This is a genomic window from Bradyrhizobium sp. SUTN9-2 (assembly GCF_003122645.1).
GTDB lineage: Bacteria > Pseudomonadota > Alphaproteobacteria > Rhizobiales > Xanthobacteraceae > Bradyrhizobium > Bradyrhizobium yuanmingense.
Genome location: NZ_LAXE01000001.1, coordinates 6,322,491 through 6,343,622 on the forward strand (window position 1 = coordinate 6,322,491; position 21,132 = coordinate 6,343,622).

Genomic DNA, 21,132 nt, shown 5'->3' on the forward strand with positions numbered 1-21,132 from the left:
ACATTAAGAATGACTTCACCGGCGCGGCGGTCGCCTGCCGGGCCGTGGCGGGTCATCGCAAGCCGAAGAACGAAAGAATGACGGCGATCACAACGATGAGCCCTATGAGGTAGATCAGACTGTTCATCGCAATTCTCCTTTCCCACGTGATGGGTTGGATTCATTCGAGGGTCGTCGCTGCGTCCCTGGCACTACCTTGCTGAACGGCCAGCTTTTCGAGCTCCACTTCCTTCTCGATGGCCGCCAGAGAGTTGCCGATCTTGTCGACGATCCTGACCAGATCGGCATTGGAGATGCGAAGCCGCCTGCGGACCGACTTGACCTGCTCAGCGTTCGAAAGATCGAGCGTCGTGCGAATGGGCCGTGGCGGTCTCGAGGACAGCATGATCAGGTCTCCCTAACCTAGGTAAGAGAGACGATGTCTCCTTTGTTCCTACGTTCGCCAACGGAAGCTCCCAAGAGCGAAGTTGATGCAACCGTCGCGCGCACCGCGGAGACGCCCACAACACTTTATCCCCGCGGCGCAACGCCATGACTCCCTACCAGGCTGCGTGCCGTCTCAAAGGTGGTGCGTTGCAATGCGGCTAACCTCTCGGCAATGGCATTGCTCGAGAGGTCGAGTACCAGCCCGAGGTCACATTCCGGCATGAGGGGGGCGCGCTGCCGCCATTGGCACCCGCCCCCTCAATCCTGTAACCCACCCCAAAACCTTCTCGGGACGGGACGCTCATGACCAATGCCGACGACGACGCGGGCACCGCCACCCGCGCGCTGATCTTCGCGCTGGTCGCGCTCGCCTGCGGCCACATGCTGTCGACCCTGCTGCGCACCATTCCGGCGGTGAGCCTCGATTTGATGGCGGCGGATTTCCACATCGAGCCGCAGGCGCTGGCGAGCCTCACGTCGGTCTACCACTTCGCATTTGCGGCCTCCCAGATCCCGGTCGGCGCGGCGATGGACCGATTCGGCGTGCGGCCGGTGTCGCTCGCCCTGCTGGCGGGAACCGTGTTCGGCGCGATGGCCTCGGGGTTTGCGACGGGGCCCGAGAGCTTCGCCGTCGGGCAACTGCTGCTCGGCGTCGCCACCTCGGGCATGCTGATGTGCCCGATGACGCTCGCAGCCAAGCAATTGTCGGCGGCGCGATTCGGATTGTGGTCGGGCGCCATCCTCTCGATCGGCAATATCGGCATGCTGCTGTCGGCGAGCCCGCTCGCTTTCGTGATCGATACTTACGGCTGGCGCGCCGGGTTCTGGGTCTCCGCAATCGGCGGCATCCTCGTCGCGCTGGCGGTGTTCGTACTGGTGCCGCACCAGCCGGCCGAGCACAAGGACGAGTCCTCGCCGCTGTCGCAGATGATCGATGTGGTCAGGCTCGGCCTGTCACGGCCGCTGCGCGGCGTGATCGCGCTGGCGATGGTGTCGCTGGCGAGCACGCTGGTGCTGCGCGGCCTGTGGGGAGGACCCTGGCTGATGGAGATCAAGGGCCTGACGCGGATCGAGGCCGGCAACCAGCTCGGCGCGTTCACGCTGGCGATGATCGCAGGCCCGCTGCTCGTCGGCATGATCGACCGCAGGCTCGGCCGCCGCCGCGAGCTGGTCGCCGGCACGCATGCGATCGCGGCGCTACTGCTCGCGCTGATGGCGCTGGGAGCGCCGCACTTTGCCGTTGCATGGCTGTTCGGCGTGAACGTCATGCCGCCCTCCTACGATCTGGCATTGTTCGTGCTCATCGGGCTCTTCACCTCGGCGCAGCCGCTGCTGTTCGGCATGTCCAGGCAACTCGTCGATGCGCAGGTCGCCGGCAAGGCGCTTGCGGCCGTCAATCTCGCCTTCTTTCTCGGCACTGCGCTGATGCAATCCGTCACCGGCGCGGTGGCCGCACTCGCGGGGCTGCCGGCGGTGCTGCTGTTCATGGCGGCGGCACTGGCGGTCGGCGTGCTGATTTTCTTGATCTACACGCAGCGCGTCTGAGCCCCTTGCGAAATGCGGAAGCGCAGGAGATGCTGCGCCGCCATCCGCATCAAGGGAATTCGAGTCCATGCCTGTCGACACCAAAGCCGCCACCGATCGTCTCATGCGCTTCCTCACTGTCGAGGGCGTCACCGGGCAGGAGGCGGCGATCGGGCGGGAGCTCACGGCTGCGCTGAAGGAGAGCGGTGTGCCGGCGAAGGCGATCCGGCTCGATGACGCCAACACGCGCATTCCGGTGCCGACCGAGACCGGCAACCTCATCGTCGACCTGCCCGGCCGCGGCGCGCTGCACAACCATCCACGCATCATGTTCATGACCCACATGGACACGGTGCCGCTGTGCGCCGGTGCCAAGCCAAAGTTGACGGGGCGCAAGATCGTCAACGACGCCAAGACCGCGCTCGGCGGCGACAATCGCTGCGGCTGCGGCGTGCTGGTGACGCTGGCCGCCGAGCTCCAAAAGCAGAAGCTCGATCATCCGCCGATCACGCTGTTGTTCTGCGTGCGCGAGGAGAGCGGGCTCTATGGCGCGCGGCACGTCAAGCTCGACGAGCTCGGCAAGCCCGTGATGGCGTTCAACTATGACGGCGGCTCGGCCTCCAACGTCGTGATCGGGGCCGTCGGCGCCGACCGTTGGACCGTCGAGATCTTCGGCCGCGCCTCGCATGCCGGCGTCGCACCCGAGCGCGGCATCTCCTCGACCATGATCATGGCGCTGGCGCTTGCGGACGTGAAGGCCGGCGGCTGGTTCGGCAAGGTCGTGAAGGGCAAGAGGCAAGGCACCAGCAATGTCGGCCCGGTCACCGGCGGCGAAGGCCGCCCCGCGGGCGATGCCACCAATGTCGTCACCGACTACGTGCATGTGCGCGGCGAGAGCCGCAGCCACGACGGAAAATTCTTCAAGGAGATCACCAAGGCCTACAAGGCCGCGTTCGAGAAGGCGGCCAAGAAGGTCACCAACGCGCAAGGCAAGTCCGGCAAGGTCAAGTTCAAGGCCGAGACCGACTATTATCCGTTCCGCATGAAGGAGAACCTGCCGGTGGTCAAACGCGCGATCGAGGCGGTGTCTGCCGTGGGCGGAACGGCGAACGTGCGCGCCGCCAATGGCGGCCTGGACGCCAACTGGATGGTCCGCCACGGCGTTCCGACCGTGACCTTCGGTGCCGGCCAGAACGAGGCGCACACGGTCGACGAATGGATCAATCTCGACGAATACGACCGCGCCTGCGCGCTGGCGGTGCAGCTGGCGACGATGCGGTGAGATGGCAAACGGCACGTCATAGCGCTTTAACACGGCTCTGATCTAACGGGTCGATCGCGGCTTCCGTGAAGTCCGCGCCTGTCCCGTGCTGCCATCGATGGCGAGCACCGTCACGCGGTTCCTCGGCCGCAATCAAACCGAGTCAGGAGCAAACCTCCGCCATCAACTCCAAGTAGATTCAGATCCAAGCGTGACCGCAGTGCGTCTCGCCGAGACCTCCGCTGTTTTCAGAGTCACGTGACTGACATGAAATGGGAGTGATGCGCCATGCGCACGATGCCGAACGACACCCTGATTCTTACCTTTCCGGACTTCAGCCAAACCGCGACCATCGTCGGAGATCCCAACTTCCCGATCGACGGCTGGGGCGGGAACGACACGGTGACGGCAACCATCCTCAACGCGGACGTGTTCGTTACGCTGATCGGCGAAGACACGGTCATGCAGGGCAATTCCCACGGCGGCAACGACACGCTCACGGCGAACGTGGATTATCCCTTCAGCGGCGCCACCATTATGGGCGACGCCGAGACCATGTTGGGCAATGCTGCAGGCGGCAGCGACACGCTCACCGCCGACGCCGGCGGCAATTTCCGCTCCAACATCTCCATTTACGGAGATGCCGGAGGCGACATGTCGGGCAACACGCAAGGCGGCAATGACACGCTGACAGGCGTGACCGGTGGGCGGGCCTTCGAGAACGTGTTCAGTGGCGATGCCGGGGGATCCATGAGCGACAACGCGCATGGCGGCAACGACACGCTGAACGTATTCGAATATGCATACGAAAGCACGGCGACCCTCAGTGGGGATGCCATCGGTGCCATGACCGGCAATACAATCGGTGGCAACGACGACCTCACGCTCGGCATCAGCAGTGGCATGGCGATCGGAGGTGGAACGCTGGCCGGCGATTCGCTCACGTCATTGACCGACAATGCCCAGGGTGGCAACGACACCCTGACCTTCGTGACGAATGGTGGCGAGCCGCCGCCGGCCGTCTACGGCTCCCAGCTGATTGGCGACGCCATGAACATGTCCGGCAGTGCGCGTGGCGGCAATGACATCCTCAATGGCGGAGAGTTCACTGATCATCTCTACGGCGATGCGCGGACTTATGCGCCATCTACCCCTGGCTCCATCACCGGCGGCACGGACACGCTCAACGGCGGCGCGGGTAATGATCAGCTGTGGGGCGGGCCGAACAACGATGTCTTCGTCTTCACGGCCGGCTCCGGCAACGACGTCATCAACGACTTCAATCAAGGCAACATCGCGGTCGGCAGCACCGCGGGGGAACTCGACGTGATCAACCTGCACGACTACGGTTTTGCCGACTGGGCGACCCTGTCCGGCCTCATCAGCGATGACAGCTCGGGCAATGCGGTGATTCAGCTCACTGCCAATGACACCATCACCCTGAGCGGAGTGCATGCGGCTTCGCTGGAGGCGACTGACTTCATAGTCTAGCGTAAGGTGGGTTAGCCCCGCGGATTGCGCGAAGCGCAAACCGCTAGGCGTAACCCACCATCTTCGTATCCGCGGAGACAGAAGTGGTGGGTTACGCCGAGCATATGCGCTTTGCGCATCCGCTCGGCTAACCCACCCTACGAAGAACAAAAATCAGGGAGGCACCATGCCACGCATCGCAAACATCGAGACCGGGCTCTACCGAATCCCCCTCCCCATCACGCTGTCGGACTCCACGCATGGCGACATGACGGCGTTCGAGCTGATCACCTGCCGCATCCGCGATGCCGATGGCGCCGAAGGCGTCGGCTACACCTATACGGTCGGGCGCAACGGCGGGGCTGTGGCCGACATTCTCAAGCGCGAGATCCCGCCGCTGGTCGAGGGGCGCGAGGCCGACGACACCGAGGCGATCTGGCATCATGTCTGGTGGGGGCTGCATTATGGCGGCCGCGGCGGGCCGGCGGTGCTGGCGCTCTCCGCACTCGACATTGCGCTGTGGGATCTGAAGGCGCGGCGCGCCAGGCTGCCGCTGTACCGCCTGCTCGGCGGCTTCGATGCGCAGGTGCCGTGCTATGCCGGCGGCATCGACCTCGATCTCTCCGTCGATGCGCTGCTCAAGCAGACCGACGGCAACCTCGCCAAGGGATTTCGCGCCATCAAGATGAAGGTCGGCCGGCCCGACCTCAAGTCCGATGTCGCGCGCATCTCCGCGATGCGGCAGCATCTCGGCGACGGTTTTCCGCTGATGGCGGATGCCAACATGAAATGGACGGTCGAGGAGGCGATCCGCGCCGCGCGTGCTTTCGTTCCTTTCGACCTCACCTGGCTGGAGGAACCGATCATCCCCGACGACGTCGCCGGCCATGTGCGTATCATGCAGGCCGGCGGCGTGCCGATCGCTGCGGGCGAGAATCTGCGCTCGCTGTGGGAGTTCAAGAACTACATCGCATCCGGCGCGGTGTCCTATCCGGAGCCCGATGTCACCAATTGCGGGGGCGTCAGTGCGTTCATGAAGATCGCGCGGCTCGCGGAAGCGTTCAACCTGCCCGTCACCAGCCATGGCGCGCACGACATCACCGTGCATCTGCTCGCGGCCTGTCCGAACCGATCTTATCTGGAGGCGCACGGTTTCGGGCTGGACAAGTATATCGAGCATCCGCTGGTGCTGAAGGATGGGCTGGCGCTGGCGCCCGACAGGCCCGGGCATGGGATCGGGTTCGATTGGAAGGGGCTGGGGAAGTTGGCGTGACACCCCTTGCTCGTCATTCCGGGGCGCGACGAAGTCGCGAACCCGGAATCCATTGGACTGCGGAGCTCGATGGACGATGGATTCCGGGTTCGCGCCAAGAGGCGCGCCCCGGAATGACGGAAAAGCGCGGCGCGCTTTGCACGCGAGCCATTCGCTGGCGCTTGATGCAGCGGTCTAATAATCGGCTATGCTGGTTGCAAGCCGGCCCTCCAGCGAAAGATCCTCCTCCTTGTCCCCCGAACTGCACCAGAAACTGACCGATTGGCGCCGGCACCTGCATGCGCATCCCGAACTGTCGCTCCAAGAAAAGGAGACCGCCGCCTTCGTGCAGGACAAGCTCACCGAGCTCGGCATTCCCTTCGAGGCCGGCGTCGGCGGCCACGGCATCGTCGCGACCTTGAGGCGCGGTCATGCGCAGAGGCGGGTCGGCCTGCGCGCCGACATGGATGCGCTGCCGATCACCGAGGACACCGGCCTGCCCTATGCTTCCAAGACATCGGGTGTGATGCATGCGTGCGGCCATGACGGCCATACCGCCTCGCTGCTGGGCGCCGCGGCGCTGCTCGCCACTGATACCGATTGGAGCGGTACGGTCGATTTCATCTTCCAGCCGGCCGAGGAAGGTTTTGGCGGCTCGCGCGCGATGGTCGCGGCCGGGCTGTTCGACCGTTTTCCGATGGAGCGGATATTCGGCTTCCACAACTGGCCGGGCCTTGCCGCCGGCACCATCGCCGTGCACGACGGCGTCGTGATGGCCTCGGGCGGGCGCATCACCATCAGTATCGAGGGCCACGCCGGGCACGCCGGCATGCCGCATCTGACGCGCGATCCCGTGGTGGCGGCCGGGCACCTCATCGTCGCGCTGCAATCGGTCACCTCGCGCGGCGTCGATCCGCTCGACACCGCCGTGCTGTCGCTGTGCACGATCGAAGGCGGCACCGCGCCGAACCAGATCGCCGGACGCGTCAGCATCCGCGGCACGCTGCGCTACCATCGCGAGGCGGTCAAGGACACCCTCCTCGACGGCATCACGCGCACCTGCGCCGGGATCGCGACCAGCTTCGGCGTCAAGGTCACGCCCGAGATCGTCTGGGGCGTCGGCGTCGTGATCAACACGCCCGATGAGGCCGACCTCGCGCGCATCGCCGCGGAGAAGGTGCAGGCGCCGGTGCGGCGCGATCTCGCGCCCAGCATGGCCGGCGAGGATTTTGCCCATTATCTGCAGCAGCGGCCCGGCGCCTTCGTCTGGATCGGCAATGGCGAGTTGCGCGATGGCGCGGAGCTGCACGGCCCGCGCTACGATTTCAACGACGCGATCCTGCCCGTGGCCTCGCGCTGGATGGCGGAAGTGGCCAAGGCGGCGCTGGCGACGAACTAGCTCAGGAGATTTCGCGCGGCAGCTTCCAGTCCGGCCGCGGCGCGAATGTCTCGTCCACGCGCTCGACGTGATATCCGGCCGGCAGAATGTGGCCGCCCTCCTCGTCGGCAACGGGCACGTCGGTGACGAGGCCTTCGATCAAGGCGGCTTCCCACACCTCCTTCTCGGTCGGAAAGGGATTGCCGATCTGCTTGTTGCCTTCGAACAGCGCGTACATCGGTTCCGGTCCTCGCGTTGATGCTGACGAGAAACGTATCGGCGGCACGGACGTTCCCTCCGGCAAATGGCAACGGATGGTACGTGAAACATGGCGCGCGTTCTGATCGGAACTTCGGGCTGGCACTACGCTTCCTGGCGCGGCCCGTTCTTCCCCAAGGGCGTGACGCTGAAGCAGCAGCTCAGTTACTATGCCGGGCAGTTCGACACCACGGAGCTGAACGGCGTGTTCTACCGCACGCCGACGCCGGAGGCGGTGACGGGATGGCGCGAGCAGACCGGGCGCGATTTCGTGTTCGCCTGGAAGGCGTCGAAATTCATCACGCACTGGAAGCGCCTGACGGACCGCTCCGTCAACAGCCTCGAGCTGTTGGAGGACCGCATCTCCAGGCTCGGCGGCAAGGCCGGCCCGATCCTGTTCCAGCTGCCGCCGCAATTCGAGGCGAACGCGGACCGGCTCGCCTCGTTCTTCAAGCTATTGTCGCGAAAACGCCGCTACAGCTTCGAATTCCGCCATCCGAGCTGGTATCAGCCGCGCATCCTGCGGATGCTGGCTGAGGAGAATATCTCGCTGTGCCTGTCCGACCATCACGATGCGCCGGCGCCGTGGAAGCGCACGGCGGATTTCGTCTATGTGCGCGGACATGGGCCAAGCGGGCGCTATCACGGGCACTATACGAAGGCCGCGCTGGCGCAATGGGCCAAGCGCATCAAATCGTGGAAGCGGCAGGGCTGCGACGTCTATGTCTATTTCGACAACGACCAGAAGAGCGCAGCACCGGCCGATGCCAAGGCGTTGAAGCAGCTGCTGTGATCTAGATGATGCCGCCTCGCCGAAGCGCCGCGATCTCGTCAGCATCGTAGCCGAGCCCGGCGAGGACGCGGTCGGTGTGCTCGCCGAGCGTCGGCGGGCGGTGCGCGATCTCGCCCGGCGTTTCCGACAGCCGCACCGCGGCGCGGGCAACCGGCGCCTGTTTCGGCAGGCCGGGATAGTCGAGGTCCTGCATGAAGCCGGCGGCGCGGATATGCGGATGATCCAGCGCCTGCTGCGGCGAGAGCACGGGGCCGGTCGGGATCATGGCCTGGCCCAGCGTATCGACGGCCTCCTGCGTGGTGCGCTCGGCGCACCAGCGCGCCATCCGCTCGCTGATGAGCGGGCCGTTATTGCCGCGGCTGATGTCGTCGGCAAAGCGCGGATCGTTCAGCCACACATCCTCCTCGCCCATCAGCCGCGCCCAGCGCTTGAACAGCGGATGGCCGGTGACCTGGCACAGCACCCAGCCGTCCCTCGTGCGGTAGATGTCGGCGGGCGCCGCGGTCTGGCCGAGATTGCCCGTCGGCACGCGGTTGACGTCGATGACGGCCTGCTCGATCAGCGTCGCATTGGTAAAGGACAAAGCGGTTGCGAGCAGCGCGCCCTCGACGATCTGGCCGCGCCCGGACTTGCCGCGCTCGATCAGCGCGGCGAGCGTGCCGAACGCGCAGTGCAGCGCGGTGCCGAAATCGACCCAGTTCACCGCGGCCCGGTACGGCGGATCGCCGGTGCCCGTCATGTACACCGAGCCTGACATCACCTGGCCGACGCCGTCGAAGCCGACGCGGTCGGACCACGGCCCCGGCCCGCCGAACGCGGTCGCCGTGGTCAGGATGATGTCCGGCTTGATCGCCCTCAGCGTGTCGTAATCGAGCTTCATCGCGCGCAGGGTCTGCGGCGGCAGATTGGCGACCACGACGTCCGCAGTCGCGATCAGACGGCGCATCACCTCCTGGCCTTCCGGCTTCATCGGATCGAGCGTGATGCCCTTCTTGTTGCGGTTGATCTGGAGGAACAGCGCGCCCTCGCCGCCTTCACCGACCGGTGCGACGAACCGATCCTCGCTGCCGTCGCGCTTCTCGACGCGGATAACCTCGGCCCCGAACTCGGCCAGCAATGCCGCGCAATAGGGTCCGGCGATATAGCGCCCGAAATCGAGCACGCGCACGCCCTCCAAGACTCCTCCCATCGCACCCTTCCCTGTTTTTTTGCAGATTACAGGGACTGGCCGCCAGGGCAAGTTAGGAAGCGCGCATGCGACTTTCATCGTCACATCGCGAAGGGCCCCGATGAAGCCGCAGTTCGTGTGCCCGCCTTGAGGTTCCCGCTCGCTATTGCTGCGGGGCGGAGCCCTTGGTCCTGTGCATGAACGCCATCATCTCCTCGAAAGTGAGCTTGCCGTCCTTGTCGCGATCCATTGCCTTGAAAATGCGTTCATGGGCGACCTGAAACTCGGGCAGCGAGACGTTCCCGTCACCATCAGCATCCATCAGCGCGAAGACGATGCGGAAGACGACCGGCGGCTCCATGGCGGCACCGCCCATCGCGCCATGCCCTTTCATTCCTTGTCCCATCATTCCTTGTCCCATCATCCCGCGCCCCATCATTCCCATCATCTCTCCACCGCGCATCGGGCTCTGCCGCTCGGCGGATGGGTTGGCAGGAGAACTCGACTGCGGGGATGCCGGCGTCTGCTCCTGTCCGGGATGATGACCTTGATGGTCCGCTGGCGATTGAGCCAGAGCTGGCTGGCCCAGGATGGCGAGCAGCAACGCTGCAGCAACGATTCGACCTAGCATGACGTTTCCTCCGGCCTTGATGTCGGCCCGACGAGCTTGTCGAACTTCATCGAATTCATCTTGAGCCAAGTCAAAAAGGCGGGGCTGGCGGGCCAGGTTTTTCCCCCCGCCCCGTGCGGAGGAGCGGCGCGGTCACCGGCGGAAACTCGACGGCCGGAAACTATGCTTTAAGATGCACCGGTTCGTCCCCCAGCGAGAAGCGCACAACCATGCCGCAGCAATTCGATCGATCCACAGAAGATCTCGGCAACGCCATCCATTTCGAGCACGTCAACATCCAGGTCCCGGACCAGCGCCTCGCCACGCTGTTCTACGTCGCCGGGCTCGGGCTCACCCGCGATCCCTATCTGATGGTGTCCGACACCAACATGTGGATCAATGCCGGGCGGAGCCAGTTTCATCTGCCGAGCGGCCGGCCGCAGGTGCTGCGCGGACATATTGGCCTCGTCATCGAAGGCCGCGAGGCGCTGCTGGCGCGGCTTGCAACGGTCGCGAAGAAACTCGAGGGCACCGCGTTCGCATTCACCGAGCATAACGACCATGTCGAGGCGGTCTGCCCCTGGGGTAACCGTTTGCGCTGCTACGAGCCCGACGCCGCGCGGTTCGGCCGGATCGCGCTCGGCATTCCCTATGTCGAGTTCGACGTGCCTATGGGATCGGCAGCCGGCATCTGCGCCTTCTACCCTGAAGTCATGGGCATGCCCGCGAGCTTGCGGAACGGCGATGGCACTGTGGCCGCCGTGAAGACGGGCCGCAACCAGCATCTGCTGTTTCGCGAGACCGACCGGCCGCAAGCCGACTATGACGGTCACCACGTGCAGATGTACATCACGGACTTCTCCGGCCCCTACCGCAAGCTGCTTGCGCGCAAGCTGATCTCGCGCGAGGACAATCAATACCAGTACCGGTTCTGCGACATCGTCGACCTCGACAGCGGCAAGAAGCTGTTCACGGTCGAGCACGAGGTTCGCTCAGTGACCCATCCGATGTTCATGCGTCCGATGGTCAATCGCAATCCGGCGCTCAACAACCGCAACTACGCCTTCGGCCACGACGAGTCGGCTTGGGCGATGGGGCCGGATCAGTACGAGGGGTAGTCCTCGCGCGGCGCTTCCGTGCGCTTCACGCTACGGCAAATTATCCCGCAGGAAGATGTCGATGCGGATGCGCTCCTGGTCGGGGCTGATCGGCTCGCCCGAACAATGCGCGAGCAGGACTCGCGCCGCAGACCGCGCCTCATGGCCGGCATCCTGGTTGATGACGGCGTCGAGCGTGCCGCGCACCAGGAACCGCCTGGTGTGCTCGGTCAGCTCATGGGTGATCCAGACCACCTCGCGCGCGCGGCCCGAGGCCTCGAGCGCATCGGCGATGCCGCGGTTTCCGGCGCCGCAGCAATAGATGCCCCGGAGATCGGCATGGCGGGCGAGCAGCGCGGCCGTGAGGTCCCGGGTGCGGTCACTGTCGTCGCGCCCCTCGATGACAGGCAGTGCGGACAAGCTCGCATACTCGCTCGACAGGATCTGGTGGAAGCCGAACTGCCGTTCGGTGTGGTCGCGCAGCGACAACGATCCCGCAATCACGGCGACGGTGCCCTCGCGCCCGGCAAGGAAGCGTCCCATCAACGTGGCGGCGGTGCGGCCCGCGGCCGGATTGTCGATCCCGACATAATGTACCCGGGACGAGCTCGGCGCGTCTGACACCAGGGTCACCACCGCAACCCCGCGCGCGACGAGCTCGTCGATCGCAGCGCGCACCCGGGGATGATCGAGCGCGATGACGGCGACGCCCTGATAGGCCGGCGAGAGGTTCTCCAGCGCTCGGGCAAGGACATCGGGGTCGAACACGTCGACATGGTGGATGTCGATGAAGCCGCGATGGCCGGCGAGCCAGTCCGCGGTGCGCGCGACCTGCTCGCCGAGGTTGGTCATGAAGCTGTTGCTGCCGGTCGGCAGCACGAAAGCGAAGCGGAAGGTCTGCCCGCGGGCGAGCCGCGCCGCGGCAACATCGGCGCGATAGCCGAGCTTTGCCACCGCGGCCTCGACACGCGCGACGGTCTTGGCGCGGACACCCTCGCGCCGGTTGACGACGCGATCGACGGTGGCGAGCGAAACGCCCGCCGCGCGCGCGACGTCCTCGAGCGTGGCCCGAAGCACCGGCTGGGTCGCGCCTTCAGTCATTCGCGCGCGGCCCATAGCATGCCGCGGGTCATCAACGTCCGGATCTCCGGCACGTCGAGCTCGTAGGCGCGGTGGCCCAGCGAGGAATAGAATACCCTCCCCGCGCCATAGCGCTTCTTCCACACCACCGGCATCACCACGCCCTCGATCCAGGGCGCGTGCTCACCGGTGAAGGTCGTCGTTGCCAGGACCTCGATGGCGGGATCGACATGCATGTAATATTGCTCGGACCGATGCTCGAAGCTCTTCAGACCCGTCATGATCGGATCGTCCGGCTTCGTCAAGTCGACCTTGTAGTCGATGATGTTGCCGGGATGGGCGACCCATTGCCCGCCGCACAGGAACTGGTAATCGACCGATTCGCGGAAGGCATCGCACATACCGCCATGATGGCCGGCTAGCCCGACGCCGCTGCGCACCGCATCGCAGAGGTTGAGCGCTTCCGCCTTCTCGATCTTGGACATCGTGTAGATCGGTATGATCAGCGACAGATCGTGGATCGCGGGATCGGCGAAGGCTGCCGTCGTGGTTTCGATCCGCACCTCGAAGCCCTCCGCCTTCAGCCAGCCGCGGATCATCGACGCGCAGAGATCGGGATCGTGTCCCGGCCAGCCGCCCCATACAATCATTGCCTTGCGCATGGTCATACCCTCAATCGATCTGTCCGGTTTCACGCCCCGCGGGCAGCATCGCCGGCCGCTCGACGCGGCTCTCGATCTTGACGCGACGGCCCTCGTCGGCGGAAGTCTGGAACGCCTCCATCACCTCCAGCACGTGGAGGGCGAGCGCGCCGCTGGCGCGATGCGGTCGGTCGTTCAGGATCGCGCCAGCCATGTCGGCGACGCCGATCGAGCGGAACTCGCCCTCGACGTGGCCGTGCGTCAGCGGCATCACCTCCCATTCGCCGCCGGTCCTCGCCACCTGAACCTCGCCGCCGAAGCGATTTGGATCCGGCACCAGCATGCTGCCCTTGTCGCCGTAGATCTCGATCGGCGCATGCCGATGTTTCGGCACGTCGAAGCTCATCGTGATCGACACGACTGCGCCGCTCTCGAACTCCAGCGTTCCCGTGACATGGGTCGGGACCTCGACCGGAATCAGCGCGCCGTTCATCGGCTGGCTGGTGACGAGGCGCTCGGTCTTCGGGCGCGCGGTCGAGCCCATCACGCTGGCGACCGGGCCGAGCAATTGCACGAGGTCGGTGATGTAATACGGCCCCATGTCGAGCATCGGCCCGCCGCCGCGCAGGTAATAGAAGCCGGGCGCCGGGTGCCAGCGCTCGTGGCCGGGGCAGCCGAAGAAAACGCTGCCCGCGACGGGCGTGCCGATCGCGCCGTCGTCGATCAGCTTGCGCGCGGTCTGATGGCCGCCGCCAAGGAACGTGTCGGGCGCGCAGCCGACGCGCAGGTTCTTCTGCGCGGCGAGCTCCATGACCTTGCGCGCCTCAGTGACATTGATGCCGAGCGGCTTCTCCGAATGGACGTGCTTGCCGGCGTTCAGCACCGCCAGGCTGACATCGGTGTGGGCGAGCGGCACCGTGAGATTGACGATGATTTCGACGTCGTCTCGCTTCAACAATTGGTCGACCCGCATTCCCGGCAAGCCGAAGGCCGCGCCCTGGCGTTCCGCAATCTCGCTGCGCATGTCGGCGAGCGCCCTGACCTCCATGACCGGAAAGCGCTGGGCCGCCTTGAGATAGGCGGTGCTGATCACCCCGCAGCCGATGATTCCGATGCCGACTTTTCTCATTATGGTCTCCTCAGATGGCTCATCCCTTGACCGCGCCTGCGGTGAGGCCGGCCACGATGTGCTTCTGGGCCAGCAGGAACAGAATGATCGTGGGCAGGATGGTGAGCGTGATGAAGGCCAGGATCAGGTGCCATTCGGACGAGTATTCGCCCTGGTAGACCATGATGCCGAGCGGCCAGGGATACAGCGCGTCGGTGTTCAGCATCACCAGCGGCAGCAGGTAGGCGTTCCAGCTGTTGACGAAGGTGATGGTGCCGACCGTCGCCAGGATCGGACGCGACAAGGGCAGCGTCACATAGCGGAAGAACTTGATGTAGCTGCAGCCGTCGACCAGCGCGGCCTCGAGCAGCTCATAGGGAATGTCCTTGAAGAAGCGGCGTAGCAGCAGCACGCTCATGGCGAGGCTGAACGCCACCTGCGGCAGCGCGACGCCGAAATAAGTATCGAGCAGGCCGAGATCCCGCACCTTGATGAACAGAGGCAGCACGGCGGTCGCAGCGGGGAACAGCAGGCCCAACGTCAGATAGCTGAGCAGCATCGATGAACCGAAGAACCTGACATGGGCGAAGGTGAACGCAGCCATCGAAGCCGTGATCAGGGTCAGCGTCACCGCCAGCGTCGAGATGACAAGCGAGTTGCGCAGGAGCTGCCAGTAGCGCGCCGAGAACAGGATGTCGGCGTAGTTCTGCCATTCCCATTGTGCGGGCAGGCCGAACGGATTGACACGGAGCTCGCCGAGCGACTTGAAGCCGCCGAGCAGGGTCGCGAGCAACGGCACCAGGACGAAGATCGCGACCAGACCGAGGAACAGCGCCTTGAACAGCGCTGCGGGATCGAATGCGCGTCTAGCCCCGACACTATTCATCGCGCATGAACCATCGCTTGTAGGTGAAGGCAAAGGTCACGCAGATCGCGAACAGGATGACGCCGATGGCGCTGCCATAGCCGACCCGCATGCGCGAGATGCCATTGTTGTAGAGAAAGCTCACCAACGTGTTGGAGGAATCGGCCGGTCCGCCGCGCGTCAGCGGCATGACGAGATCGAACAGCTGCAGGGATCCGATGATGGCGAAGAACACCGACAGGCGGATGGTCGGATAGAGCAAGGGGATCACGACGTGACGCAGCGTCTGCGTCCGCGTCGCGCCGTCGATGCGGGCGGCCTCGACCAGGTTCTTGTCGAGGCTCTGGAGCGCCGCGATGAACAGCATCATGTGGAAGCCGAAATACTTCCAGACCACCACGATCAGGACCGCCAGCATCGCCGTGTCGGTCGAGGCCAACAGATGCGGAGGCTCGGCGCCGAACGTGCGCCAGATCGAGGCGACGAGGCCGTAATCGCCGTCATAGACGAAGCTGAAGATCAGCCCGGTTGCGATCTCGGCGAGGATATAGGGCATGAAGAACAGCATGCGCAGCGCCACGGCGCCGCGAAAGCGTTCGGCCAGCATGAGGGCGAGCGTGAGCGCAAGCGGCAGCTGGACGGCGAGCGAAACGGCGATGATCAGCCCGTTGTTGCGCAGCGCGAGCCAGAAGGCCCGCGTCTCCAGCACGAAGCGGTAATTGTCGAGGCCGATCCAGTTGGTCGGCCTGCCGAACCCGTTCCAGTTGAATCCCGAGTACCAGGCGGCCTCGCCGATCGGCAGCACCACGAACAGCGTGAACAGCAGCAGCGCGGGCGGCAGGAACAGGATCAGGACCGTGAAGCGGCCATCCCAGCCTGGGCCACGAACCGCGCCACGAATCCCGACCTGGGGGGCCGCCTCACCGGCAACGCCGATCGGCGACGACATCGCGATCCGTCGCGCCACCGGTCAGTTACCCTGCTTGTACGCCGCTTCGATGGCTTTCGCTGCGTTCTGCGGGCTCATGCTGCCGCCGGCGATCTCAGCCGTGACGTCGTTGACGACGCGGCCGACCGACGGGCCAAGGCTCTGGTCATAGAAGTTCTGGTGATAGTTGGACTTCGCCAGATTGGCCGCGATCTGCTTCATGAAAGCGCTGTTGAGACCGGCCTCGCCGCCCTTGACGACGGGAACGATGAAGTTGCCGGCGGCAAGCCGCGCCTGCACGTCCTTGGAGATAAAGAATTTCAGGAAGTCGGTGGCTTCCTTGGGCGCCCCCTTGGTGATCAACCAGCCGGTGATGCCGCCGAGCGTGTCTGACGGCTCGCCCTTGCCGCCGGGTACGACCGGAAAATCGAACCAGCCAAGCTTGTCGTCGCCGAGACCAACCTTGTCGGCGGCAAGCGCGCGCTGGGTGTGATAGAAGGACGAGATGGCCAGGATCATCGCGGCCTTGCCGTCGCCGAAATAGCCGACGGCCTGCGGATTCTTGAACCCGAGGAAGCCGTTCTGGAAGGGCTGGAGATCGACCAGCTGCTTGAACAGCTCGCCGGATTTCTGAAAGGTTTCGCCGGCGAACCCGCCATTCTCACCCTTCAGTGCTGCATCGAAGGCCGGCTTGCCGCCGATGCGCACTGCGAGATGCGTCCAGTAAAAATGCAGCGGCCATTTGTCGGCACCGCCAACCACGATCGGCGTCACGCCCGCGGCCCTCAGCGTTTTCACTGCGCCGAGCAGATCGTCCCATGTCTTGATCTTGCTCGCGTCGACATTGCCCTTGGCCATCAAGTCCTTGTTGTAGAGGAAGCCGACCTGCGAGAGCGCGGTCGGCAGGCCATAGACCTTGCCGTTGCTGGTGAAAGCCGCGAGCGCTGCCGGCGCGATCGTGTCGCTGTAGCCGCCGCTCTTTACGGAATCGGTGATGTCTTGCAGGACGCCGGCCTCGATTTGGGTCTTCAGCACTCCGCCTGCCCAGCTATAGATGATGTGCGGCCGATCCTTGGATTGCAGGATGGTCGGCAGCTTGGCCTTGTAGGCCTCGTTCTCGAGGAACTGCATCTCGACCTTCACACCGGGGTGCGACGCCTCATAGCTGCGTGCGACCTCCTCCCAGATCTTCACCTGGGCCGGGTTGACCTCGATGTGCAGCCATTTGACCGTGGTGTCGGCTGACGCGGAACTGGCCCAAAGCAGGCATGCGGCAGCGGCGAGTCCCAGTTTCCCGAGCAATCTCATCACATCCTCCCGACGACTTTTATTCTTTGAACGCAATCCTGCCCTCAATTTTTGAGGTACGCAACACAAAATCTGATCTATGCACCTCACCAACGGAATGGCTAAGGTTTGGAAAAGAGTCGGCTGCGGCGCGCCGCGCCGGCCGCAACAAACCGAGGTGCCCAATGGCTGCCATCTATTCCGACCTCGCCGGCAAGGTCGTGCTCGTCACCGGCGGCGCAGCCGGAATCGGCGCTGCGATCGTGCGGCGCTTTGCGGAGCAGAAATCCAAGGTCGTGTTCTTCGACATCAAGGTCGAGGAGGGACAGCGCCTGGCGCGCGAGCTGTCCGAGCAGGGATTGGCTGCGCATTTCCAGCATGTCGATCTCACCGACATACCCGCGCTGCGTGCCGGCGTCGCCGAGGCACGCAAGGCTCATGGCCCGATCAACATCCTGATCAACAATGCCGCGCATGACGAGCGGCACAACACCGAGGAGATGACGCCGGACTATTGGGACGACCGCATCGCGGTGAACCTGAAGCACCAGTTCTTCGCATCTCAGGCCGTGTTGCCGGACATGAAGGCGGCCAATGCCGGCGCCATCGTCAATTTCGGCTCGGTGTCGTGGATCGCAGGACAAGGCGGCATGGCCGCCTACACCGCGAGCAAGTCAGGCGTGATCGGGCTGACGCGCTCGCTGGCGCGCGACTACGGCCCCTACAACATCCGCGTCAATGCGATCGCGCCAGGCTGGATCATGACCGAGCGGCAGCTCGAGAAATGGATGACGCCGGCCGGCGAGATCGAGCTGCAGCAGCGACAATGCCTGAAGCGCCGGCTCATGCCGGACGAGGTTGCGAAGTTCACCGTCTTCCTCGCCTCCGACGAGGCCTCCGCCTGCACCGCCCAGCACTACATCGTCGATGGCGGCTGGGTCTGAGATGCCCTAGGGATCAGTCGGAAGATCCGATCCGGACGCGGCCGGGCGGAGCTCACGCGGTCAAGGCCGCGATGGATCGAGCCGGTCGCCGAGACCGGCTGGCGCCGTGGTCGCGCGAGGCCGACCGATGCCCTCGCTCAAGGTCTTGCCGCTGGCGACATTGACGAAGTGCAGCGAGGCGCAAGCGGGACACCGGACCGGGACGTGCGTGTCCGCGGCGTCGGAGGCTGTGCCGGGAATCCAATGCTGCACGTTCATGCCCGTGCGGGGGCATTTGAAGATGACGTTGCGCTCCATGCTGGAGATATGCGCCCGTCGCGGCGACCTGGAAATTGCGGGCCAATACTTACGCAGATGTCCTGAACGGATTGACGCAAGCAGCGGTGAAGACATCGCGCAGCGCTTGTAAGCAGGTTGCCGATCGAGAAGCGTTCGGTCGAATACCGCCGCCTCCTTTGAGCTGGATCAAGACATGTTTGCGACGCCGACGATAGCCTTGTGTCGGCATCGGGAACGCTTTTTCGAGGTCCCCTTTGCCGGAGCGAGCGACGTTTGGATTTCGAGGCCTTCCCGGCGCCGCTTTCACGGAGAGTGCAGAAGACCGCGAACATGGAGCAGGCCGGAGAGCGGCTCCGCCGAAGAGTTCGATGGAACGAAGATCGGCAGCGCGGGTTTGCTGGACGAGTTCAGACCCTGGATGGAAGAGCCACGCGAACAATCGGCCTCGGCGCTCCCATCGAGCCCGAGGCCGGTTTTCGTCGAAGCCAGTGCATGGTCTGGACAAGGGAGGACGCCGATCAGGAGGACCGACATGCTTGCCGACATTGACACCGACGATCTCACCGAGGTCGTGCGCTACGCCCTGGAGACGACCCGCGCGACGACGGCCTGCCCGTTCCATCGGGACGTGATCGTCCGCATCGGCGATGACGCCGCCGAGAGTCACGCCTTCGAGCGCGCCAAGCGAATCGTCAGATGCGACGGCGCCGAATGGGACAAGGAGGCTCTCAGGGCCGAGCTCGGCCGTCAGCTCGGCGCAGCCGCCGACGGCCGCTGCCCGAAGTGCGATCCGACCGCCTCGTGCACCTAGCGCGCCGCGATTTGCAAAATGTTGCGGCGCCACGCGTCGGCGACGAGCCATGCAGATCGACCCGCTCCGGCGACTTAACTTGTGTGAAGGCCGCAGATGGAATTGGCACCTAGCCTGAACGACGCGCGTCGTGCATCAGAGGTCAGACTTCCCGTGAAAGTGACAAAGCCGATCGCCTCGATCATGCGCGGGAGATCCAAGACGGATCCTCCGTCGCCGGACGGGAACGACGAATGTCAGCTGCCGCCATCGGCCGAGAGGCGTCAGGTCGTCGATGAGTACGCCGAGAACTTGCGGAAGATCATCCGAAGACTGCTTGGAAGGCTGAACTGACAGCGCTTGCGCGCGTCAGCGCTTTGCGGCAAGGGTCCGGCCCTTTGGCGTGCGATCGTGCTGCCGGTTCGGCCTTTCCGGGCGAGCGTTACGGCCAAACCCCGCCGCCCCGACGGGGCAAGGGTGATACGAGCTTGCCCATTGTCTCAATGACAAGGACGCCGCATGCCTCAGTGCACCCCAACGCCGAGCAGGCGCTCGACCATCTTGGGGTCGTCGCGCAAGTGCGCGCATTCACCACTCCAGACCGCTTTGCCGCGTTCAACCACCATGACATGATCGGCAAAGCGCAGCGCTCGTTCGATCTGCTGCTCGACCAAAACGATGGTCATCTCACCAGAACTCGCCAGCGCGGTGATGATTTCCATGATCTGATCGCAGATCACAGGCGCGAGCCCCTCGAGCGGCTCATCCAAGAGGAGAACTGAAGGCCTTCCCAGCAGCGTCCTGGCGAGCGAGAGCATCTGCTGCTCGCCGCCCGATAGTTGCGTCCCGAAATGGCGTCGACGTTCGGCCAACCTCGGAAACATCACGTAGACCTCTTCAAGTGCCTCTCGACCTCGATCCTTGAGACCCGCGACCAGGTTTTCTTCCACCGTCAGCGACCGAAATATATCGCGTGTCTGCGGTACGTAACCGAGACCTCGTTGAGCGCGTGTCGACGCCTTGGTGTCCGTGAGATCAGCCTCGCCCAGGAATACTTTTCCCCCATGATGGGTCGTCAGACCCATCAGCGATGCGAGCAAGGTCGTCTTGCCGACTCCGTTTCGACCAAGGACGCTGAGACGGCCTCCGGGCAAGACCTCGAACGACATGTGATCGATGATACGGGTGGGGCCATACCCGGCACTGAGACCTTTGACTTCAAGACGCGTGGCGGGCATCTGCGTAGCTACCTAGATAAGCTCGACGGACTTCCTGATGGTCCGTGACTTCTGCCGGATCGCCCTGGAAGATCAGCTTTCCGTTGGCGAGAACGAGCACACGGCGGGCAAATTTGAACACCAGGTCCATGTCATGCTCGATCATCAAGACCGCGATATCAGATGGCAATCTGTCGATCGCCTCGATGATCTTGGAAGACTCCTCCGACGGCACCCCTGCCGCGGGCTCATCCAGGAGCAGGACCTTCGGCTCGAGAGCAAGCCCGATTGCAAGGTCAAGAAGGCGCTGCTGACCGTACGCCAGTTGCGAGACCTGCCTGTCGGCCAGATGGGCGATACCGAGCGTTCCAAGGGCCCGCTCCCACTCCCGACGAACGTCCGGCCGATCCATCGGGGAGGAAAACATGCTTCTCGTGAGCCCCTTTCGTTGCATCACGGCGAGCGCGACGTTTTGTGCGACCGTCAGGCTCTTGAAGAGCCTCGTGATCTGAAATGTCCGGATCAAGCCGGCGTCGACGCGATCGGAAATCGGTAGCGCGGTGACATCAACCCCGGCGAGGTGGACGGCACCCTGTGAAGGGGTCAAGTCGCCGGAGATGACGTTGACGAGCGTGGTTTTGCCCGCGCCGTTCGGGCCAATCAACGCGACCCTTTCTCCCTTCCCGATACTGAAGGAAATATCATCGTTGACCCGCATCCCGCCGAAGGACATCGAAACGTTTCGCAGTTCGAGCA

The 21,132-nt window shown here is 64.4% G+C and carries 21 protein-coding genes; 9 read left to right on the top strand and 12 right to left on the bottom strand.

Features of this window, described 5'->3' with window-relative positions:
• Positions 1-160: 160 nt before the first annotated feature.
• Positions 161-385: a DUF3606 domain-containing protein gene (locus XF30_RS29240; RefSeq protein WP_036004230.1), complete on the bottom strand. Its 225-nt coding sequence runs from the start codon at positions 383-385 to the stop codon at positions 161-163.
• Between the two features lie 344 nt (positions 386-729).
• Here XF30_RS29240 and XF30_RS29245 point away from each other — a divergent pair, with 344 nt between their 5' ends.
• From XF30_RS29245 to XF30_RS29265, 5 genes are all read left to right on the top strand, one after another.
• The gene (locus XF30_RS29245) at positions 730-1,971 is read left to right on the top strand and encodes an MFS transporter (protein WP_109144591.1); all 1,242 of its coding nucleotides are present in this window, start codon (positions 730-732) and stop codon (positions 1,969-1,971) included.
• A 67-nt stretch (positions 1,972-2,038) separates the two neighbouring features.
• A complete protein-coding gene (locus XF30_RS29250; RefSeq protein WP_109144592.1) occupies positions 2,039-3,232 on the top strand; it encodes a M20/M25/M40 family metallo-hydrolase in 1,194 nt (397 codons plus the stop codon).
• 267 nt (positions 3,233-3,499) lie between these two features.
• The gene (locus XF30_RS29255) at positions 3,500-4,702 is read left to right on the top strand and encodes a calcium-binding protein (RefSeq protein WP_074447521.1); all 1,203 of its coding nucleotides are present in this window, start codon (positions 3,500-3,502) and stop codon (positions 4,700-4,702) included.
• Between the two features lie 166 nt (positions 4,703-4,868).
• Positions 4,869-5,954 (top strand): mandelate racemase/muconate lactonizing enzyme family protein, encoded by a 1,086-nt coding sequence (locus tag XF30_RS29260; RefSeq protein ID WP_109144593.1) that lies wholly within the window; start codon positions 4,869-4,871, stop codon positions 5,952-5,954.
• Between the two features lie 229 nt (positions 5,955-6,183).
• The gene (locus XF30_RS29265) at positions 6,184-7,332 is read left to right on the top strand and encodes an amidohydrolase (RefSeq protein WP_192893283.1); all 1,149 of its coding nucleotides are present in this window, start codon (positions 6,184-6,186) and stop codon (positions 7,330-7,332) included.
• Position 7,333: 1 nt separating this feature from the next.
• Here the strand turns inward: XF30_RS29265 and XF30_RS29270 are convergent, their stop codons facing one another.
• Positions 7,334-7,549: a hypothetical protein gene (locus XF30_RS29270; protein ID WP_109144595.1), complete on the bottom strand. Its 216-nt coding sequence runs from the start codon at positions 7,547-7,549 to the stop codon at positions 7,334-7,336.
• Positions 7,550-7,639: 90 nt separating this feature from the next.
• On the opposite strand from XF30_RS29270, the gene XF30_RS29275 reads away from it, so the two are divergent.
• Entirely contained in the window at positions 7,640-8,362 is a 723-nt protein-coding gene (locus XF30_RS29275; RefSeq protein ID WP_109144596.1) for a DUF72 domain-containing protein, read from the top strand.
• Between the two features lies 1 nt (position 8,363).
• Here the strand turns inward: XF30_RS29275 and XF30_RS29280 are convergent, their stop codons facing one another.
• Positions 8,364-9,551: a CaiB/BaiF CoA transferase family protein gene (locus XF30_RS29280; RefSeq protein ID WP_109144597.1), complete on the bottom strand. Its 1,188-nt coding sequence runs from the start codon at positions 9,549-9,551 to the stop codon at positions 8,364-8,366.
• A gap of 142 nt (positions 9,552-9,693) precedes the next feature.
• On the bottom strand, positions 9,694-10,230 hold the full coding sequence (locus XF30_RS29285) for an EF-hand domain-containing protein (protein ID WP_349644165.1): 537 nt from the start codon (positions 10,228-10,230) through the stop codon (positions 9,694-9,696).
• A 140-nt stretch (positions 10,231-10,370) separates the two neighbouring features.
• Between XF30_RS29285 and XF30_RS29290 the strand changes: the two genes are divergently transcribed.
• The gene (locus tag XF30_RS29290) at positions 10,371-11,258 is read left to right on the top strand and encodes a VOC family protein (protein WP_109144599.1); all 888 of its coding nucleotides are present in this window, start codon (positions 10,371-10,373) and stop codon (positions 11,256-11,258) included.
• A gap of 30 nt (positions 11,259-11,288) precedes the next feature.
• Here the strand turns inward: XF30_RS29290 and XF30_RS29295 are convergent, their stop codons facing one another.
• Genes XF30_RS29295 through XF30_RS29320 form a run of 6 tightly spaced genes read right to left on the bottom strand, consistent with a single transcriptional unit; the run spans position 11,289 to position 17,167 of the window.
• A complete protein-coding gene (locus XF30_RS29295; RefSeq protein ID WP_036004189.1) occupies positions 11,289-12,338 on the bottom strand; it encodes a LacI family DNA-binding transcriptional regulator in 1,050 nt (349 codons plus the stop codon).
• Positions 12,335-12,979 (bottom strand): ThuA domain-containing protein, encoded by a 645-nt coding sequence (locus XF30_RS29300; protein WP_036004213.1) that lies wholly within the window; start codon positions 12,977-12,979, stop codon positions 12,335-12,337. Before XF30_RS29300 ends, XF30_RS29295 begins: the two co-directional genes overlap by 4 nt.
• Before the next feature lie 10 nt (positions 12,980-12,989).
• Positions 12,990-14,087: a Gfo/Idh/MocA family protein gene (locus tag XF30_RS29305; protein ID WP_109144600.1), complete on the bottom strand. Its 1,098-nt coding sequence runs from the start codon at positions 14,085-14,087 to the stop codon at positions 12,990-12,992.
• Between the two features lie 19 nt (positions 14,088-14,106).
• Positions 14,107-14,952, bottom strand: a complete 846-nt coding sequence (locus XF30_RS29310; RefSeq protein ID WP_109144601.1) for a carbohydrate ABC transporter permease — start codon at positions 14,950-14,952, stop codon at positions 14,107-14,109.
• Positions 14,945-15,898, bottom strand: a complete 954-nt coding sequence (locus XF30_RS29315) for a carbohydrate ABC transporter permease (RefSeq protein ID WP_109144602.1) — start codon at positions 15,896-15,898, stop codon at positions 14,945-14,947. The genes XF30_RS29310 and XF30_RS29315 overlap by 8 nt, the downstream gene beginning before the upstream one ends.
• A gap of 3 nt (positions 15,899-15,901) precedes the next feature.
• A complete protein-coding gene (locus tag XF30_RS29320) occupies positions 15,902-17,167 on the bottom strand; it encodes an extracellular solute-binding protein (protein ID WP_109144603.1) in 1,266 nt (421 codons plus the stop codon).
• Positions 17,168-17,331: 164 nt separating this feature from the next.
• On the opposite strand from XF30_RS29320, the gene XF30_RS29325 reads away from it, so the two are divergent.
• Together XF30_RS29325 and XF30_RS29335 are read left to right on the top strand one after the other, a co-directional pair.
• The gene (locus tag XF30_RS29325; protein WP_057026998.1) at positions 17,332-18,090 is read left to right on the top strand and encodes an SDR family NAD(P)-dependent oxidoreductase; all 759 of its coding nucleotides are present in this window, start codon (positions 17,332-17,334) and stop codon (positions 18,088-18,090) included.
• Positions 18,091-18,901: 811 nt separating this feature from the next.
• Positions 18,902-19,180, top strand: coding sequence for a hypothetical protein (locus tag XF30_RS29335; protein WP_036038021.1), 279 nt, complete (start codon positions 18,902-18,904; stop codon positions 19,178-19,180).
• A 503-nt stretch (positions 19,181-19,683) separates the two neighbouring features.
• Here XF30_RS29335 and XF30_RS29340 read toward each other — a convergent pair.
• Positions 19,684-20,397 (bottom strand): ABC transporter ATP-binding protein, encoded by a 714-nt coding sequence (locus XF30_RS29340; protein ID WP_057026842.1) that lies wholly within the window; start codon positions 20,395-20,397, stop codon positions 19,684-19,686.
• Positions 20,378-21,109 carry an ABC transporter ATP-binding protein gene (locus XF30_RS29345; RefSeq protein WP_109145893.1) on the bottom strand — a complete coding sequence of 244 codons (732 nt, stop codon included), beginning with the start codon at positions 21,107-21,109 and terminating at the stop codon, positions 20,378-20,380. Before XF30_RS29345 ends, XF30_RS29340 begins: the two co-directional genes overlap by 20 nt.
• Positions 21,110-21,132: the final 23 nt, after the last annotated feature.